Raw genomic sequence first — 18,580 nt, 5'->3', positions numbered from 1 at the left:
AAGCAAATACGTCAATGTTGGGAGAATGAGCATGTCTGGTTTTATGTTAAGAATAGGGAAGCGAATGAAAAAATATATCGTCTGGCTTGTGCTGCTGCCCGTTGTATTGGCTGCTTTTGGTTTCTTTTTTGCCAAGGGGACAGTAGAACAGTCTAGTTACACAGCTGCTGTGACCTTGACGCTTGGGAAATATGACGACGGTGTGTATAACAATATGGCAGAAGTGACATCTCTATTAAAAAGTGATGCATTTCTGAATCAAGCACTCCGTGATGTAAAGGAAGAAGAAAGGCAGGATGTGAAAAATCGTTTGATTCTCACTAACCAGTCCGATACACAATTGCAGTTGTCGTTTACAGATGCTGATCAAGCTCGAGCTTTGGCGGTAGTGAAACAAGTGTCAGATACATTTTTAAAGCAGGACAAAGCCTTATTTACGAAAAGACAGCAAGTCATTGAAAGGAGACTATCCGCTCTTGAAGATGAATCTGTCAGCAATGACTCCAAGGTCGATAAAGAACGATTTTTATATGAATTGGAATCGACAAAGCTCGGGATGAAGCAGGCAAAGATTGTCGATCCTGCCCAAGTGCTTGATGAAGCAGGCAAAGGCATGTCAGCGAAAAAACGAGCACTGCTTGGACTTGTCATTGGCCTTAGCATCTCGCTTATGTTTGTGGTGTTACCTGAAGTGTTCAAAGAATCTTAATGATGAACTGGAGATGAGTCTTAGGTGAACAATCAACCGTTAGTATCAATTATTACACCGGCGTATAATGCGGAACGTTATTTAACGGATACAGTTCATTCCGTCCTTGCCCAAACCTATTCCAACTGGGAGCTGATCATTGCAGATGATTGCTCAACAGATGGCACAAGGAAGTTGTTAGGGGAATTAAGTCAGACGGACGACAGAATCAACGTCATTTATTTAGAGGAAAACGGGGGAGCCGCTATTGCTAGAAACACCGCCATCAAACAGGCGAAAGGCCGCTTTATCGCTTTTTTAGATAGCGATGATATGTGGAAACAGACAAAGCTCGAAAAGCAGGTCAAGTTTATGTTAGATAATGATCATGCCTTTACTTTCACGGCATATGACATCATTTCAGAAAATGGAGAGCCGTTACAAAAAACCGTCACAGCGCCGGCTCAGTTGAACTACAATGAAGCTTTAAAAAATACGATTATCGGCTGTTTGACGGTGATGCTCGATCTTCAACAAGTAGGACACGTGGAAATGCCAAACATTCGAACAAGGCAGGACTTAGCCACATGGCTCTCTATTTTAAAAAAAGGATTTACTGCCTATGGAATGAGTGAGCCGCTCAGTGAATATCGCATCGTGGGAAACTCGATTTCTAGTAACAAGTGGAAAGCAGCGAAAAAAACATGGTTTGTCTACAGAGAAATTGAGCAGCTTCATTTTGTGAAAGCATCTTGGTGTTTTATGCACTATGCCACAAATGCTGTCAAAAAGCGCTTATAAACAGAAGGGAAAAAAGGTGATAAAGGTGAAAGCAGAGTCGATCATACATGTGATTGTCGCAACGGGAGAATGGGGACACGATGGCCTAAGGTACAGACGGCATCGACTGGCGGAATTTCTTGCATCTGATCCAGAAACGAAAGAGGTCATCTGGGTATGCCCATCTGCCACTCGTCATTCAGCTCCCTTTCAGCCTATAACGGATCGAATGAAGCAAATGACCATTCCTGATGTGCTCAAGAGCAAGTTTTTTCGCTTTGGCCGTTATCAAGATATGTTTTATTTTCATAAATTATCTCCTCTTCTTGAGCATTTGCGTCAAGAAGAAAAGCAGGGCATAGCCGTCTGTTTATGGTATACGTTTCCGGGATTTCCGCTCTTATCTTCTTTATTTGAATGGAAACATATTGTGTATGATTGCAGTGACCTGTGGGGAGAGCCCATCAGCGGAAAAAACAACATTCTCTCTTATATGAGACAGCGAGTCATTGTAAAAGCTGAAAACCGCATTATTAAATATGCACACAGCATTACATGCTCTTCACAATACTTACATGATCAAATCAAAAAAAGGCTCATGGGTGAACCGAAAGATGTCTTTACAGTGGAAAATGGCGTCGAGTATGATGTGTTTGCAAAAAGCAACCTTCCTAGCAGGGAAGACGTGCTAGAGGGAAGAGAGGGAACGGTTCTTGGCTTTATAGGTGGGATCAAGCCGAAGCTCGATTTTGACATGATCGCTCAAGCTGCTCGCATGCAGCCAGATTGGACATTTTTATTTGTCGGTCCGGATGGAACGAATGGAGATCCATCTTTTCAGCATGCACTCAAACTGCCCAATGTCCTATGGACTGGAGCAGTCGCACCAGAAGAAGTGCCTGCTTATATGAAATTAATTGATGTAGGGATGATGCCATACAAACAGTCTCCTTACAATCAAGCGGTTTTTCCGCTCAAGCTGTATGAATTTTTAGCAGCCGGAATCCCTGTTGTTGGTTTAAATCTTCCATCAACGGAAAGGCTAAAAGAGAATGATGTGTATGAATATGTAGAGGGCGAAGATCCAGCTCTCTTCGTAGAAGCCTGCCAGAAAGTGATCAGTAAAAAAGATGACATGAAATGCAGACATCTAAGACAAAGCCGGGCAAAGAAAAAAGATTGGCACGCACTGTTCACAAACATGGTGGAATTAACGAATATTAAAGAAAACGCATAATTCATTCAGGATTGTGCGTTTTTATTTGTTTCTTCTTCTTAGGGGGAGCTTGTGATCATCCTATATTCAATTGTATAATGGAAAGAGCGGCCAATATACAAAATACAGATTTCAATTTAGAAGGAGACTGACCTATGGATTACGAACGCGCCTTATTAGCGTTTTTTGTCTCTCTGGCTACAGTTTTAATTGTGACACCAATCGTCAAAAAGTTTGCAATTAAGATTGGTGCAGTGGACCAGCCGAATAAACGAAAAGTTCATGATAGAGTAATGCCTCGAATGGGCGGTTTGGCGATTTTTATTGGGGTAGCGGCTGGAGCACTAGCAGGCGGGCTGTTTCTACATAATAAAATTACAGCTATATCAGTTGGCGCTGTACTCATCGTCATTTTAGGTATATTTGATGATAAATATAATTTAAGTGCAAAATTTAAATTTCTTGTACAAGTTCTCGTTGCTTGCTTAATCGTGAGCACGGGCTTAAAAATGGACTTTTTCTCTGTTCCTTTCTTAACAGATCGACTGGAGTTAGGATGGATGGCGTATCCCCTGACTGTACTATGGATTGTTGGGATTACAAATGCGATCAATTTAATTGATGGATTAGATGGACTGGCTGCCGGAATTTCGGTTATCGGTTTAACCACGATTGCCGTCATGGCATTTTCTGCGGACAAGATCCTGATTCTTTCGTTATCTCTTGTCGTCATTGGCAGTACCATCGGTTTTCTTTTTTATAACTTCCATCCAGCAAAAATATTTATGGGTGATACAGGTTCGTTATTTTTAGGCTATATGATCTCGGTCCTGTCACTTTTAGGATTGTACAAAAGTGTTACTTTGTTTAGTGTTGTTGTCCCTGTGATTATTTTAGGTGTGCCTATTTTTGATACGACCTTTGCGATCATAAGACGAATATTGAATAAACAGCCTATCTCATCACCTGACAAATCACACATCCATCATCGACTGATGGCCTTTGGCTTATCACATCGAATGGCAGTGATTGTGATTTACATGATTGGCTTAGTCTTCAGCTTAAGCGCGATTTTGCTGACAAGTGCCACCATTTGGCTGTCATTGATCATCATCTTTTTACTGGTCATGTTTATGCAAGTTATCGCTGAAGTCACTGGTTTGGTGAACGAAGAGTTTAAACCATTTACGAAATTCTACAAACGAATGGTCAAAAGACAATAAAAAAACAGCCCGCTTCCAAGGAACGGGCTGTTTTCCTATTATTGTCCTGATGTGCTGGTCGAAGGGGCCTGTGTATCGGCTGACCCTGTTGTACCAGAAGATGAATCGGTTTGTGTATTTGTTTCAGTTGAGGACGATGACTCAGCAGGAAGCTTTAAATGCGTCCTTAACTCATTTTGCACCTCAGCCAAGTTGGTTTGATCTGGCTCAAAGAAGTATGTTCGATTTGGTCCTAAATAAAGGTCTGATCCTTTAATAGATAGTGTTTCAGTATCGTCTCCTTTAAAACCACTGTAAATTTGCTGTAGCGCAAGTCCTTCTGTGATGCGGAAGTTGGTTGTTATATGATCACTTACTTCTTTTGCAATATTATCCACGTTTGCAATGTTATGAGGTTTCGCCATTTGATCAATCATGGCACGTAAGATTTGTTTCTGACGATCGTTACGCCCGAAATCACCACGTGGATCTTGTTTTCTCATTCGCGCATAAGCAAGTGCCTCTTCCCCGTTTAAATGCATATTCCCTTTTTTAAAGTAAATCTTTTTCGATTTTTTGACGTCACTTTTTTCATTGAAGTCAAATGGAACGTCTATATCAATTCCCCCAACTTCATCAATGACATCCTTAAAACCGTCAAAGTCCACTGTTGCATATTTGTCAATTGGGATATGCAAGAATTGTTCGACAGTTTCAATCGTTTCGTCTTTACCGCCTTTAGCAAATGCCGCATTGATCTTTACTTTATTTCCCGTTGTGTCACTAGCAAGCTGTACTCGTGTGTCACGGGGGATACTGACCATTTTCATCGTTTTATCCTGAGGATTAATCGTTGCGACGATGAGTGAATCTGAACGGCCGTGATCACCATTTGTGGCGTAATCCTCTATACCAACAAATAGGACAGAGAAAGGTTTTTTCTTTATATCAATGACAGCATCACGGAGTTTCGATTTCTCCCCGCGCTCTAATTCATCATAAGTTTTGTCAGCAGCCTGGAGTGTATTCACAATCTTATAAACTGCAAATCCGCCCATGCAGATGAAGAGAAGCAAAAATAAGACCAGAATCCGTTTGAAAATCTTTTTCTTCTTACTCTTTTTCTTTCGTACACGCACTTTTACTCGTTGTGCCATTCATCTGTCTCCTTTATCGGACCAACGTCCTTTTCTAAATAAATCAATTCGCCTTCTTTAGTAACACTCTTTCCATTAGTTAACTCAGTCATCCATTCAATGAACTGCTCTGTTTGTGTTTCTTCTACATACGTTTCAAAAATCACATCTTCTGCATAATGGATGTCTTTTAGCTGAAAAGATGAGGCTCTAAGCTCATTCTCTACCTTTCCAAGCCATGTATAATCTATTGTTGTGTGCATCGTACGCATTAAACAGCGTTCTACCATACCAACATGATTAATAGCTTCAGACACAGATTTTCCGTACGCACGAATTAATCCACCGGCACCTAGCTTAATACCGCCGAAATAACGAGTGACGACAACAACTGTATCTTTCAGCTTGCGTTTTTTTAGCACTTCAAGCATAGGCACCCCTGCCGTACCGCTTGGTTCACCATCATCATTTGCTTTTTGAATCAGATCATGTTCACCGATCAAATAGGCGGAACAATTATGAGTGGCGTTCCAATGTTGTTTTTTTATGGATTGTATAAAGGCTTGTGCTTCTTCTTCTGAGACAGCACGTTGTATATGACAAATAAAACGTGATTTTTCAATGACGATCTCATGCTCGCCACGGCTTTTTACTGTGAGATAGCGGTTCAGCAAAAGACATACCCTCCTGACAAGCAAATTGTAAGGCTAGAGAAAATTTGCATTGGTTTTAGAATTTTACAGCGTATTTTGTTATGATGATAGGAGCGGAAAAAGGGTCGTCATAAAAATTTCATGATTTATACGCATTCTTTCATTATAATTCGACATAAAATGCAGATCAATGACATTTATAATAAAAAAAGATGACATCACTGTTACGGGAGGGAAAAGCCATGACAACACCTAAAATGGATCCGAAGTTATTGGATTCAATCATCATGAAAATGCTAAGTACAGTTGATGGCAGTAAGGACGAAGTATTTAGAATCGGCGAACAGTCCCGTCAACAATATGAAAGCCTAGTAGAAGAGCTCAAGCAAATTAAACAGCAAGTCAACGAAGTAATTGATTTTGGGGATAAACTAGAAGTACATACGAGACATGCTAGAAATCGATTATCTGAGGTCAGCAGAAACTTCAACAAATTCAGCGAAGAAGAAATACGAGAAGCCTATGAAAAAGCACATAACCTGCAAGTAGAATTGACCATGATCCAGCAGCGCGAAAAACAGCTGAGGGAAAGAAGAGATGATCTCGAAAGACGATTGTTAAGCTTACAAGATGTCATTGAACGTTCAGAAACGCTTGTGAGCCAGATCACGGTCGTTCTCAACTACTTGAACCAAGATTTACGTCAGGTCGGTGTTTTACTTGAAGATGCTCAGGCAAAACAAGATTTTGGACTAAGAATTATTGAAGCCCAGGAAGAAGAGCGCAAAAGGGTATCACGAGAAATCCATGATGGACCTGCTCAGATGCTGGCAAACGTGATGATGCGTTCAGAACTAATTGAACGAATTTTTAGAGACCGTGGAACAGAAGAAGGCTTTAAAGAAATTAGAAGTCTAAGACAGAATGTGCGAAATGCACTGTACGAAGTGAGAAGAATCATTTATGATTTAAGACCGATGGCTTTAGATGATTTGGGTCTCATTCCGACACTGCGAAAATACTTAAACACAATTGAAGAATATGATGGAAAAACCAAAATTACGTTCCAATGCCTAGGGGATACAGAAAATGAAAGAATTGCTTCTCAGTTCGAAGTGGCACTGTTTAGACTAGCCCAAGAAGCTGTCACAAATTCATTGAAGCATTCCGAAGCTGAAGAAATCTCTGTAAAAGTAGAAGTGACAAAAGACTTTGTCACGTTAATTATCAAAGACGATGGAAAAGGCTTTGATATGAAAGATGTGAAAACAAATAAAAACAAATCCTTCGGTTTACTTGGCATGAAAGAGCGCGTAGACTTACTAGAAGGTAAAATGACCATAGACTCAAAAATAGGTCTAGGGACATTCATCATGATTAGAGTACCGTTAACATTACAAAATAAAATTGTAAAATAGAGACAAAAGACATATTGACCATAAAGTTCAGGTGTAGAACAATAAACATGGGGAGGCGTAGCTTGTGACTAAAGTAAATATTGTAATTATCGATGACCACCAATTATTCCGTGAAGGTGTCAAACGGATTTTAGATTTTGAACCTACTTTTGAAGTAGTTGCAGAAGGAGACGACGGTGACGAAGCTGCACGTATCGTAGAACACTATCATCCGGATGTTGTCATTATGGACATTAATATGCCGAATGTAAATGGTGTGGAGGCTACAAAACAGCTAGTAGAGCTTTATCCCGAATCAAAAGTCATTATCCTATCTATTCATGACGATGAAAACTATGTGACACATGCATTAAAAACAGGAGCAAGAGGCTACTTGTTAAAAGAAATGGATGCAGATACCCTCATTGAAGCAGTAAAAGTAGTAGCTGACGGAGGCTCTTATTTACATCCGAAAGTCACTCATAACTTAGTAAATGAATTCCGACGCTTAGCAACAAGCGGCGTTTCAGCACATCCACAGCACGAGGTATATCCTGAAATTCGCAGACCACTTCATATCTTAACAAGACGTGAATGTGAAGTTCTTCAAATGTTAGCTGACGGAAAGAGCAACAGAGGTATTGGTGAGTCGCTCTTTATTAGTGAGAAAACAGTCAAAAACCACGTGAGTAACATCTTGCAAAAAATGAATGTAAACGACCGTACTCAAGCTGTTGTTGTAGCAATTAAAAACGGCTGGGTAGAAATGAGATAATGTCCGGACAAGTACTCCTTTTCCGCCTGTTTTTAATTCTCTCACATTCAAGTTAGAGAGCAATGATAGGCAGGTAAGGAGTCTTTTTCGGATATAGCGGGCTTGCCTATTGATTAGGCAAGCTTTTTTGATTAGTATTATAAATCTAGTGAAAAACAATGATCATTCTTTTTTTAAAAGCAACTTAACGGATAAGGAAGGTATTTAAGAATGAAAATAGCCGTTGTAACAGACAGTACTGCTTATATACCACAAGAACTACGTGATAAACATCATATTCATATGATCCCTCTGAATGTCATCTTTGGTACTGAATCATACCGTGAAGAAGTAGAAATGGATTGGAAGACATATTATGAAGAAGTCAAGAAACATAAAGATCTTCCAACAACCTCTCAGCCTGCTTTCGGTGAACTTATAGAATTATATGAAAAACTTAGTGAAACATATGATGCTGTGATTAGTATACATCTGTCAAGCGGAATTAGTGGAACATACAATAGTGCGGCCTCAGCGAATGAACTAGTTGACGGAATCGACATTTATCCGTTTGATACAGAGACTAGCTGTATGGCGCAAGGTTTTTATGTGTTAGAAGCGGCTGAAAAAATCCAAGGTGGTGCTTCTCCAGAAGAAGTGATTTCCCATCTCAATTATCTAAAAGAAAATCAAAGAGCTTATTTTATGGTAGACGATTTAACTCATTTACAACGTGGCGGCAGATTAAATGGTGCTCAGGCTTTTATTGGAAGCCTCTTAAAGGTAAAGCCTATCTTGCATTTTGACAACAAGCTAATTGTCCCTTTTGAGAAGATTCGTACACGCAAAAAAGCCATTTCACGTATTTTTGAATTATTTGATGAAGATGCATCACGTGGTGTTCCAATGAGAGCAACTCTGATACATGGTAATAGAGAAGAAGAAGCAGATGAATTAATTGCGCACTTATTAGAAAAGTATCCTCATGTTGAATTTTATAAAAGCTACTTTGGTGCCGTGATTGGCACTCATCTAGGCGAAGGCTCTTTAGCACTTGGCTGGATCATCAGGTAGATATCAAAATCCCCTTTTCTCATGGAAAAGGGGATTTGTTTTTCTATTTTTACAATTAGACGAAAGGCCTTCTCTTTGTACATAATGGGTCAACATGAATGGAAAGGTAGTGCGTGAAATTGAATCTGGAAAAAGCAATGGAACTCAGTCACAAGCTACAATCAAGGCATCTTCTTCCTGTTGAATGTCAATGTACACAGTCCGAATTGGAGTGGCTGGAGAATCAAGGATTTATCCATAGAACACCTGCTGTCGATAGGGTGGCGAGTGGTTTGATCTGCTGCCGGTGCGGTGTATCAAACAAGCGCTACTTTGCCCTCTCTCCGTGTGAAACATGTAAAAAAGACTGTGTATACTGTAGATCCTGCATCATGCTGGGAAAAGTAAGTGAATGTGGCTTTCTCTATGAATGGACGGGTCCACAAAAGAAAGAAACAAGACGAGTTGAATTAACATGGCAGGGAGAGCTTTCTAAAGGGCAAAAGAGAGCGTCTGATAGACTAGTAGAAGCAATCCAAAACAAATTTGATCTGCTCGTTTGGGCTGTTTGTGGTGCGGGGAAAACGGAGGTGCTTTTTCATGGAATAAAATATGCGCTAAATAACGGAATGAGTGTTTGTATTGCGACGCCTAGAACCGATGTTGTACTTGAGCTCGAACCTCGAATGAGAAAGGCATTTCAAGGACTGAATATAGCTGCACTTTATGGCGGGAGTTCTCAAAGATTTCAAATGGCACCGCTTATGATCGCTACAACCCATCAGCTAATGAGATATAAAAACGCCTTTGATGTCCTCATTGTAGACGAAGTCGATGCATTTCCTTATTCAATGGATGAACGGCTTCAGTTTGCTGTTTTAAAATCAATGAAAAAAACAGGAGTTAGAATTTACTTAAGTGCCACACCATCTAAAAAAATGCAAAAGGATGTTGCTCGTAGACAATTAGAAGCGATCAAAATTCCTCTGCGCTTCCACCAAAAACCGTTGCCTGTCCCAACATTTCAATGGGTTGGAGATTGGAAAAAAAAATTAAAAAGAAATCGGCTTCCAGCATCTACAATGAACTGGCTGCATGAACATATCACAAAGAAAAAAAGAGTGTTACTCTTTGTTCCTTCTATTTCTACTATGAAGAAGGTAACTCATGTTCTTCAAGGTCAAGATGTAAATGTACAGGGTGTTTCTGCGGGTGATCAAGAAAGGAAGCAAAAAGTCCAGCATTTCAGAGATCATAGATACGATGTATTGGTTACAACAACTATTCTAGAAAGAGGCGTTACCATTCAAGATGTTCAGGTGGGCGTATTAGGTGCGGAATCTCCTATTTTTTCAGAAAGTGCACTTGTCCAAATTTCTGGTAGAGCAGGGAGACATCCAGATTTTTTTAACGGAGACGTGTATTTTTTTCATTTTGGTTTAACGAGAAGTATGAAACAAGCAAAGAAACATATCGTAAAAATGAATAATACAGCTGAAAAAGAGTTTTCTGAAAAATAGTGTGGGTTCAACTAAATCATGGTACATTATATTCACAAAACACAAATGGCAGGAGAGACAAAATATGCTACTCAACGCAAAAGAAATACTACTTAAAGAAATTCTCTATCAATATCTCAACCAATTAAACATGATTTGTCATTGTGAAAAATGTATAGAAGATGTATTAGCCATTTCTCTAAATCAAGTGAAACCGCAATATATAACAGATATCGATAAAATATCCTACAGTAAATCCGAGATGGTGGATAAACAGAAAAATACGGCGATGCTCGTCATTCTGACAGAAGCTGCTTCAACGGTCACTACATATCCAAGGTGCGAAAATCATTTGCCGTTGAACAAAGAAAAGCGTTGATTTGTCCAATTTGTGAGAGCCATTTTGTGGCTGCTTTTACATGGAAATCATTCCTACTATTAAATGAAGATCGTTTATGTGTAGCATGTAAGAACCACCTGATGAAGATTCAAGGTCCTACTTGTCCCAAATGCGGAAGAGCGCAATCAAATGATCAATTGTGTCAGGATTGTTCAAGGTGGGATAAACGACGGGATTTTGCTGAGATTCTTGTAATGAATCGGTCTGTTTATGCTTACAACGACTTTATGAAAGATATTCTAGCTCGATTTAAATTTCGAGGTGATACGGCTTTAGCTGATCTATTAAAAAAAGATGTACAGTCAGCGTTTAAACGTTTTTTTTCAATCAAAGAACCGGTCCTTGTCCCAATTCCTTTGAGTAAAGAGAGATTAAAGGAAAGAGGATTCAATCAGTCAATGATGCTTGCTTCCATGATTGGCGGACCTATATTGGAGCCACTTATAAAAGTACATCAAAGTAAGCAGTCTAAGAAAAGAAAAAATGAACGTTTACATCAACAGAATTTGTTCCAATTAAGGCAGTCAAACCCGATCGTTCTAAAGGATATCATATTAATCGATGATATTTATACAACTGGGGCGACAGTCTATCATGCAGCAAAAATTTTAAAAGACGCAGGCGCCAAAAGTGTTTCCTCTTTTACGTTGATTCGTAGTCAAAAATCATGACAATCAACCGATATTAAGAAAAGAAAATAACGTAAGGGGTTTTGGTTATGAATCAATTGGCAAACTGTCCACAATGTAATCAGTTATTTTTAAAAACCACCATCCAAACGGTTTGTAACAAATGCTTTGAAGAAGAAGAACGTTCTTTTGATATCGTTTATAAATTCTTGCGTAAGCAAAGTAATAGACAATCAACCATTGCTGAAATAGTAGACGCAACAGAAGTTGATGAAGAATTAATCCTGAAATTTATCCGTTTAAAAAGACTTCAAATTAGTCAATTCCCGAATATCAATTATCCTTGTGAAAGATGCGGCCAACCGATCAGAAAAAACAAGCTGTGTAGCCATTGTGAAAAGGATATAAAGACGCAAATCAGCCAAATGGACCAAGAAGAAGAGCGTAAAAGGGAGATTGAATCTAGGAAAAAAGACACCTATTATGCCATTAATCCTAAAAACGACTGATTCCCTAAACTAAGTTGCAGTTTGGTCGATAAAATGGATAGAATCAAGACAGACTGTAACGGAAAGCGAGAGGAATCCCGTGAAAATTAATCGATATGGAACACAACCAGTAAATCCTTACAAGAAAACATATGAGAAACAAACGTTGCAATCGAATCAAGCAAAATCAACTGACAAAGTCGAAATTTCTAAAAAGGCAATCGAAATGCAAAAGGTGCCGAATATCATGAAAGAACGTCAAGATAAAATAGACCAAATTAAAAAAAGCATTGAAGCCGGAACATATCAAGTAGATACAAAAGGCATTGCAGATAAAATGTTGAATTTTTATAAACAACAATAACAAAAGGGAGTAGCGTGAATGTCAGTAAAAATAATGATTGAAGAACTGCACCGTCTCTACGGATTACATGAACAGCTTCTAAAGCTGTCTAAGAATAAAACAGAAATGCTGAAAAATAATGAGATCGATGCTCTTTCAGAGGTTCTGAACCTTGAGCAAAAATATATTCAGGCCATTTCACAATTAGAAGAAAAGCGGATTGAAGCAGCAGTTCAATTTTTACAAAGTGATCAATCGCCGACAATCACCGCATGCATCGAAAAAGCTACAGGAACGGATCAAGAACAGCTTATTTCGTTATATGAGAAGCTGAATGACATCATGGTGGAACTGAAAGATGTAAACGAACTGAACAAACAGCTTATTCAGCAGTCACTTCAATTTATTTCACTGACATTCGATCTTGTGAATCCTAACAAAGAAAATATGAATTACGGACAAAATGGTCTTGAGAGTTCAAAGCCTAAACAGCATAGGGCTTTGTTTGATTCAAAGGCGTAAACAAGGAGGATATCTATGGGTTCTACATTCATGGGACTAGAAACGGCAAAAAGAGGAATCACAGCCCAGCGTGCAGGGCTTTATGTCACATCAAACAACGTATCCAATGCAAATACTGATGGCTACTCAAGACAGAGAGTTACCTTTAAAGCAGAGAATCCTTACCCAGTGATTTCTGTTTATGATGGCAAGACATACGGCCAAATGGGGACAGGTGTCCAAGTTGGAACTGTTGAAAGAATTCGAGACAGCTTTTTAGATCTTCAGTATAGAGATCATAACAATAACTTGTCTTATTATGCGACGAAGTCTGATGCTCTTTCACAAATGGAAGGAGTGATGAATGATTTGACAGATGAAGGCTTGAATAGAGCCTTTGATAATCTCTGGAAATCATTACAAGTCTTATCGGAATCGAAAAATGCTGATACTGCTTCAGCCCGTACAGTTGTTAAGACAAGTGCTCAAGCTTTAGTAGATCAATTCCGCCTGCTAAATTCTTCTTTAACAACGATACAAAAGAATTTAAAAACTGAACTCGATTCAACGGCAAAAAATGTGAACACCCTATTAACTCAAATTGATGAAGTGAATAAACAGATTGCAACAGTTGAGCCAAATGGTTATCTTCCCAATGATCTTTATGATACGCGAGACGCTCTTATAGATCAGCTTTCCTCACTTGTTGATATTAAAGTGAGCTACAACCCTTCTGGAGGAAATGCTCTGGAAATTGCTGAAGGAACCGTTAACATCGATATTATCGGTGCAAATGGACAATCTGCTGGAACAATTTTAAATGGCATTACCAATGAAAAATCTGAATTGCAACTTTCCTATGATAATACGACGGGACTTGTTAACTCACTCCAATTTGGAACGACAACCATCGCAGCTGATCAATTACAAGTGAATGGTAAAGTAAAAGCACTTGTTGAGGCGTATGGCTACATGTCTAATGGAGATGAAAAAGGCATGTACCCGGATATGCTTGCTGAGCTGGATGAAGTAGCAAAAGTATTTATGGATGCTTTTAACGACGTCCATAAGCAAGGATACACGTTAAATGGCACAAGTGGACAAGACTTTTTCGATATTGAGAATAACAATGATTTGAATAAAGGCTTGGCAGCCCGTATCAAAGTGAGTGACGTGATTTTAGCATCGACAGATAACATTGCTGCATCTCTTAATCAAACGCAAGGTGATGGTTCGAATGCTACGAAATTAGCTAATATTCAAAACTTAAAGCTACCAATCGGCGGAAATACCACAACAATTCAGGATTACTATCAGAATGTCATTGCCGAAATGGGGATACAAGCTAAAAAGAACATGACCCTTGAAAGCAGTTCAGCAGCTCTTGTGAATTCAGCCAATGAACGCAGGATGTCAACTAGTGCTGTATCTATAGATGAAGAAATGACGAACATGATTCAATTTCAGCATGCGTATAATGCAGCAGCAAGAATTATGACGATGCAAGACGAAGTATTAGATAAAATAATAAACGGCATGGGAGTCGTAGGAAGGTAGGGTAACTGATGCGAGTCACGCAAAGTATGATTTCTCAAAATTCACTTCGAAATATTAGTAAAAGTTATGAAAAACTCTCTAAAATTAATGAGCAGGCACAGTCTGGAAAACGTTTCACAAAAACGTCTGATGATCCTGTTGCAGCAGTGAAAAGTCTTCAGTATAGTACAGCCATGTTTCGAAATGAGCAATACCAAACTAATTTAAATGAGGCACGAAACTGGATTGATACATCTGAAACAAGTGTCACTGAAATAATTGATATCATGTCAAATATACGAGATAAAGTACTCGATGCGGCCAATGGAACAAAACAGCCAGAAGATTTAGCTGCTATCGGGGTAGAAATTGGTCAGATGAAGAATCAAATCATTGATGCAATGAACACGCAGATGTTAGGTAAGTTTGTTTTTAATGGGACGAATACAAATGTTAAACCAGTTGTAGAGAATGCAGATGGTACGTTTACATTTAACTTTGAAAACTATACAGATGCAAACGTGGTTCAGTCGAACATTTCTGATGGAATCACATTAAATGTGAATTCAAATCCTCTTTCAGCTTTTGGTGGACAATCTGCCAGTGGTCAAAATGTCATTGAAATGCTGACTGATTTAGAAAACTCATTAAAAAATGGAACGTTTACAAATTCAGATGATGCATTAGGAAATATCGATCAGTTTAAAGAAGTGATGAGTGCTGAGCGTTCAGATTTGGGGCTAGATCCAATCGTATCGACTTAGTCGGGAGCCGTTTGACTTCGCAATTTGAAGTGCTGAAAAAGGCTAAATCAGATGCCGAAGATGTAGAAAGTGAAAAAGCCATTCTTGATCTTCTTCAACAAGAGACTGTGAATAGAGCTGCTTTAGCGACGACAGCTAAAGTGATTCAGCCATCCCTTGTCGATTTCTTAAGATAAGAAAAAGCATCCGTTGGGTGCTTTTTTGCATCATGGAGGTGAACCTATGCAAATCCCTAGATTGTTAATGGAGCAAACTTATGCAAAGCTGCAAATGTCGACAACCCCTTCCAAGCAAGAAGTAGAGCAGCCAAGAGCGGATCTTGACATTCAGCAGCCAAGAGCTGTCATGAATATCACAAGGACACCGTCGAAATTAACCATAGATCAAACCGAGGCATTTGCCGATATGGATATTAAGTCGATTTTTAGACGTTCAGAGGAATGGGCTACTGAGGGGAAACGTGCGATTGGAGAAGGAATGGGACGTAGAGCGGAAGAAGGAAGTGAACTCATCAAGATCGAGAATGGTGGGAATGCGATTGCTGAGTTTGCGAAAATCAACGGCAGTCCTCCAGCAAAACAATTCAACATCGGTGTGATTCCTTCATTTTTTAGTGTAAAAATTCACTATCAGCCATCTGAACTTAAAATTGATGTGGAGCCGCAAAAAGCAATTATAGAGGCAACACCTCATAAACCAATTGTTAACTACCAGCCAGGTAAAGTTCATATTGATATGTTACAATACCCAGAATTAAAAATAGAAGTTGACGAAACAGGTCAAAATGGTGATAAGGTATAGTTAAGAAAAATGAAAAAGGTCGTGAATTATGATCATTCAAACAAAATACCATGGCGAAGTGACGATTAAAGAGGAGCAAATCATTCACTTCTCTAATGGGATACCAGGATTTCTGGATCAAAAACAATTTGTCATTTTACCTTTATCAGAAGAATCCCCATTTTTAGTTCTTCAATCTTTGAAAAATGCAGAACTAGGCTTTATTGTCAGCAGCCCATTTTTGTTCTTCAATCAATATGAATTTGACTTAGAAGAATCGGTTGTAGACATTCTTGGGGTAGAAGATGCCAATGATGTGGAAGTCATGGTTATTTTAACAATGGGATCTTCTATTGAAAAAACGACAGCCAATTTAAGAGCGCCTATTATTGTGAATCGGAAAAACATGAAAGCCAAGCAGGTCATTTTGCATGATTCAGCCTATCATACAAAACATTTGTTAGAGGTGGCTTCCTCATGTTAGTTCTATCTCGTAAATTAAATCAATCGATTCAAATAGGCGACGATATTGAAGTTAAAATTATTGCGATTGAAGGCGACCAAGTAAAAGTCGGAATTGAGGCTCCTAAGCATATTGATATTCACAGGAAGGAAGTATACCTGTCTATTCAAGAAGAAAACAGCCGTGCTGCTAGCTTGTCCTTTGATCTACTTTCTCAATTATCCTCACAAAAAAAGTGAGGATTTTTTTATCCTATTTGTCTATCCTCCTCCGTGTGAAACCGTAGAAGTACAACATCTATATGAAACTTTAACAAATCGGTCCATCTATATTTAATTTAATAATTCAAAGCCGATATAAAAGGTAGATTAAAGCACAGGAGCTGAATAACTATGTCTGTTGGTAAGTTGACTTCGCTAGAGCCACTGATTGATGCATTTCAAACCCGTGTTACGAATCATCAAAATGACAATGCAAACACTGATTTACAAGCAAATGGAAAAGTCGTTTCAAAAGAAGAAATTGAGAAAACGCTTCAAGGAGCAAATAAGCTGATTGAACCTACTCAATTTCATCTTCAATTTGAATTACATGAAAAACTCAATGAATATTATGTCAAAGTCGTAGATAACCAAACCGAAGAAGTCATTAGAGAGATTCCTTCCAAAGAATGGCTTGATTTCTATGCGGCAATGACAGAGATTGTCGGTTTATTTGTCGATAAAAGAATGTAATTGAAGGGAGAACATAAATCATGGTTAATCGAATTACTGGATTTTCAAATGTATTTGATATTGATGAAATCGTCTCAAAGCTAATGAAAACTGAGCAAGCACCACTTGATAAAATGACACGCCAGAAACAAACACTTGAATGGCAAAGAGACAGCTACCGCGAGGTCAATTCAAAGGTCAAAGAATTAGATGATCTCATTGCCAAACTAAATTTAACATTACCAAGTACTTATGGTGCAAAAAAGGTCACAAGCTCCAATGAATCTGCTGTCACAGCAACTGGCTCAACAAATGCTGCCTCTGGCTCAATTAATGTGACCCAACTAGCGACAGCATCCGTATTCAAATCTTCTAGTCCATCTGGATTTACTGCTTCAAACGGTACGTTTACGTTTGAGGTGACGACACCAGATTCTACAACACCTAAAACAGTGACCATTAAAACAACTGATACAGATACTCTTGATACAATCGTGACAAAATTGAACAGCTCTCAACTTGGTGTCACGGCTTATAAAGGCCATATTTTGATGGAACCAACTACGTAGATACGATCGCTCTGACTTCGCGTACGACTGGTGAAGGTGTCAGTATTAAGGCAGCGGATGGCAATTCTGCTTCATTTTTAACGCAATTAGGCTTCCAAGTGGATGGAGATAATAAGTTAGTTGCGACTACTCAAGGGCAGAAAGCGCAATATGAAATTAATGGTCTCAAAATGGAAAATAACAATAATACTTTCACGCAGGCTGGTATCACATATGAGCTGAAAGGAACAACAGATAAGCCTGTCAGCTTGAACGTTTCAACAGATGTCGATGCCATCTTTGATAAAATTAAACAATTTGTTGATAAATACAACGAACTCGTTGAATTGGTCAATGGTAAAGTGAATGAAAAACGAAATAGAGACTATCAGCCATTAACGGCTGAAGAGAAAAAAGCCATGTCTGAAAAAGAAATTGAGTTATGGGAAACAACAGCTAAATCGGGCTTGCTGAGAAGTGATTCTATTTTACGAGGTGGTGCCTCTAAAATAAGAAGTGATTTTTATGCTGATATTACGACAAGTGATGGGAATAAAATTCACATGACACAAATCGGTATTTCTACATCATCTTCGTATAAAGATGGCGGGAAGCTTGAATTAATTAAGGATTCGAATGGAATAGAGAAATTAAGAAAAGCCATTGAAGAAGACCCAGACAAGGTAAGGCAAATGTTTATCTCTGGTTCTTTAAATGTTGACTCTAAAGACAAAGACAAAGCACAGCAGCAATATAAAGAACAAGGAATCATCTATCGCGTCAAAAATTCCTTATCAGCCTTCACGAAGAGTATTCAAACAAAAGCTGGTAGTACATCAATGGAGCTAAAAGAATATGGACTTGGTAAGGATTTAGATTCTTTGACAAAACGAATGGATACATTCCAAGATCGTTTAAAAATGGTGGAAGCTCGTTACTACAAAAAGTTTAACGCCATGGATAGTGCGATTCAAAAGCTAAACAACCAATCTGGCTATCTTTCTCAACTGCTTGGACAATAATTGGAGGTTTATAAC

General features: G+C 38.7%; 20 protein-coding genes and 2 pseudogenes. 20 read left to right on the top strand and 2 right to left on the bottom strand.

Features of this window, described 5'->3' with window-relative positions:
* The first annotated feature begins 31 nt into the window (after positions 1 to 31).
* The 4 genes from tuaF (at position 32) to AC0VYC_RS16485 (ending at position 3,907) form a co-directional block, all read left to right on the top strand.
* Positions 32 to 709: a teichuronic acid biosynthesis protein TuaF gene (gene tuaF / locus AC0VYC_RS16500; RefSeq protein WP_039169802.1), complete on the top strand. Its 678-nt coding sequence runs from the start codon at positions 32 to 34 to the stop codon at positions 707 to 709.
* 24 nt (positions 710 to 733) lie between these two features.
* The gene (gene tuaG, locus AC0VYC_RS16495; RefSeq protein ID WP_024719247.1) at positions 734 to 1,489 is read left to right on the top strand and encodes a teichuronic acid biosynthesis protein TuaG; all 756 of its coding nucleotides are present in this window, start codon (positions 734 to 736) and stop codon (positions 1,487 to 1,489) included.
* Positions 1,458 to 2,705 (top strand): teichuronic acid biosynthesis protein TuaH, encoded by a 1,248-nt coding sequence (gene tuaH / locus AC0VYC_RS16490; protein ID WP_052141842.1) that lies wholly within the window; start codon positions 1,458 to 1,460, stop codon positions 2,703 to 2,705. Before tuaG ends, tuaH begins: the two co-directional genes overlap by 32 nt.
* Before the next feature lie 134 nt (positions 2,706 to 2,839).
* On the top strand, positions 2,840 to 3,907 hold the full coding sequence (locus AC0VYC_RS16485; RefSeq protein WP_024719245.1) for a glycosyltransferase family 4 protein: 1,068 nt from the start codon (positions 2,840 to 2,842) through the stop codon (positions 3,905 to 3,907).
* Positions 3,908 to 3,945: 38 nt separating this feature from the next.
* Here AC0VYC_RS16485 and AC0VYC_RS16480 read toward each other — a convergent pair whose 3' ends face one another.
* Both AC0VYC_RS16480 and AC0VYC_RS16475 read right to left on the bottom strand, forming a co-directional pair.
* On the bottom strand, positions 3,946 to 5,043 hold the full coding sequence (locus AC0VYC_RS16480; RefSeq protein WP_024719244.1) for an LCP family protein: 1,098 nt from the start codon (positions 5,041 to 5,043) through the stop codon (positions 3,946 to 3,948).
* On the bottom strand, positions 5,028 to 5,696 hold the full coding sequence (locus AC0VYC_RS16475; RefSeq protein ID WP_017357860.1) for a YigZ family protein: 669 nt from the start codon (positions 5,694 to 5,696) through the stop codon (positions 5,028 to 5,030). Before AC0VYC_RS16475 ends, AC0VYC_RS16480 begins: the two co-directional genes overlap by 16 nt.
* Positions 5,697 to 5,917: 221 nt before the next feature.
* Here AC0VYC_RS16475 and degS point away from each other — a divergent pair, with 221 nt between their 5' ends.
* The 16 genes and pseudogenes from degS to AC0VYC_RS16395 all read left to right on the top strand — a co-directional run bounded on the left by degS (position 5,918) and on the right by AC0VYC_RS16395 (position 18,565).
* Positions 5,918 to 7,093: a two-component sensor histidine kinase DegS gene (gene degS, locus AC0VYC_RS16470; RefSeq protein ID WP_024719243.1), complete on the top strand. Its 1,176-nt coding sequence runs from the start codon at positions 5,918 to 5,920 to the stop codon at positions 7,091 to 7,093.
* Between the two features lie 64 nt (positions 7,094 to 7,157).
* Positions 7,158 to 7,847, top strand: a complete 690-nt coding sequence (gene degU, locus AC0VYC_RS16465) for a two-component system response regulator DegU (RefSeq protein WP_008348273.1) — start codon at positions 7,158 to 7,160, stop codon at positions 7,845 to 7,847.
* A 210-nt stretch (positions 7,848 to 8,057) separates the two neighbouring features.
* Positions 8,058 to 8,900 carry a DegV family protein gene (locus AC0VYC_RS16460; protein WP_024719242.1) on the top strand — a complete coding sequence of 281 codons (843 nt, stop codon included), beginning with the start codon at positions 8,058 to 8,060 and terminating at the stop codon, positions 8,898 to 8,900.
* Between the two features lie 119 nt (positions 8,901 to 9,019).
* Positions 9,020 to 10,399, top strand: a complete 1,380-nt coding sequence (locus AC0VYC_RS16455) for an ATP-dependent helicase ComFA (protein ID WP_445596822.1) — start codon at positions 9,020 to 9,022, stop codon at positions 10,397 to 10,399.
* A 64-nt stretch (positions 10,400 to 10,463) separates the two neighbouring features.
* Complete coding sequence (comFB, locus tag AC0VYC_RS16450) at positions 10,464 to 10,757, top strand: late competence protein ComFB (RefSeq protein WP_008348267.1); 294 nt, start codon at positions 10,464 to 10,466, stop codon at positions 10,755 to 10,757.
* Between the two features lie 101 nt (positions 10,758 to 10,858).
* Positions 10,859 to 11,449 (top strand): ComF family protein, encoded by a 591-nt coding sequence (locus tag AC0VYC_RS16445; protein ID WP_475388855.1) that lies wholly within the window; start codon positions 10,859 to 10,861, stop codon positions 11,447 to 11,449.
* A gap of 47 nt (positions 11,450 to 11,496) precedes the next feature.
* Complete coding sequence (locus AC0VYC_RS16440) at positions 11,497 to 11,916, top strand: TIGR03826 family flagellar region protein (RefSeq protein WP_017357864.1); 420 nt, start codon at positions 11,497 to 11,499, stop codon at positions 11,914 to 11,916.
* 79 nt (positions 11,917 to 11,995) lie between these two features.
* Positions 11,996 to 12,259, top strand: coding sequence for a flagellar biosynthesis anti-sigma factor FlgM (flgM, locus tag AC0VYC_RS16435; RefSeq protein WP_003213252.1), 264 nt, complete (start codon positions 11,996 to 11,998; stop codon positions 12,257 to 12,259).
* An 18-nt stretch (positions 12,260 to 12,277) separates the two neighbouring features.
* Positions 12,278 to 12,760, top strand: a complete 483-nt coding sequence (locus AC0VYC_RS16430; protein WP_113766912.1) for a flagellar protein FlgN — start codon at positions 12,278 to 12,280, stop codon at positions 12,758 to 12,760.
* A gap of 15 nt (positions 12,761 to 12,775) precedes the next feature.
* Entirely contained in the window at positions 12,776 to 14,296 is a 1,521-nt protein-coding gene (gene flgK, locus AC0VYC_RS16425) for a flagellar hook-associated protein FlgK (protein ID WP_058336981.1), read from the top strand.
* Positions 14,297 to 14,304: 8 nt separating this feature from the next.
* Positions 14,305 to 15,215: pseudogene (gene flgL, locus AC0VYC_RS16420) on the top strand (flagellar hook-associated protein FlgL).
* Positions 15,216 to 15,261: 46 nt separating this feature from the next.
* Complete coding sequence (locus AC0VYC_RS16415) at positions 15,262 to 15,840, top strand: DUF6470 family protein (protein WP_135009633.1); 579 nt, start codon at positions 15,262 to 15,264, stop codon at positions 15,838 to 15,840.
* Positions 15,841 to 15,868: 28 nt separating this feature from the next.
* Positions 15,869 to 16,303, top strand: a complete 435-nt coding sequence (gene fliW / locus AC0VYC_RS16410; RefSeq protein ID WP_025208061.1) for a flagellar assembly protein FliW — start codon at positions 15,869 to 15,871, stop codon at positions 16,301 to 16,303.
* Positions 16,297 to 16,521 carry a carbon storage regulator CsrA gene (gene csrA / locus AC0VYC_RS16405; protein WP_008348252.1) on the top strand — a complete coding sequence of 75 codons (225 nt, stop codon included), beginning with the start codon at positions 16,297 to 16,299 and terminating at the stop codon, positions 16,519 to 16,521. Before fliW ends, csrA begins: the two co-directional genes overlap by 7 nt.
* Before the next feature lie 153 nt (positions 16,522 to 16,674).
* Positions 16,675 to 17,016: a flagellar protein FlaG gene (gene flaG, locus AC0VYC_RS16400; protein ID WP_007499987.1), complete on the top strand. Its 342-nt coding sequence runs from the start codon at positions 16,675 to 16,677 to the stop codon at positions 17,014 to 17,016.
* Positions 17,017 to 17,036: 20 nt separating this feature from the next.
* Positions 17,037 to 18,565: pseudogene (locus AC0VYC_RS16395) on the top strand (flagellar hook-associated protein 2).
* The last annotated feature ends 15 nt before the right edge of the window (positions 18,566 to 18,580 follow it).

It is taken from the genome of Bacillus sp. iso_77, assembly GCF_056173625.1.
Note: the sequence above shows the minus strand (reverse complement) of the source record. Positions and strands in the feature narration are given on the sequence as shown.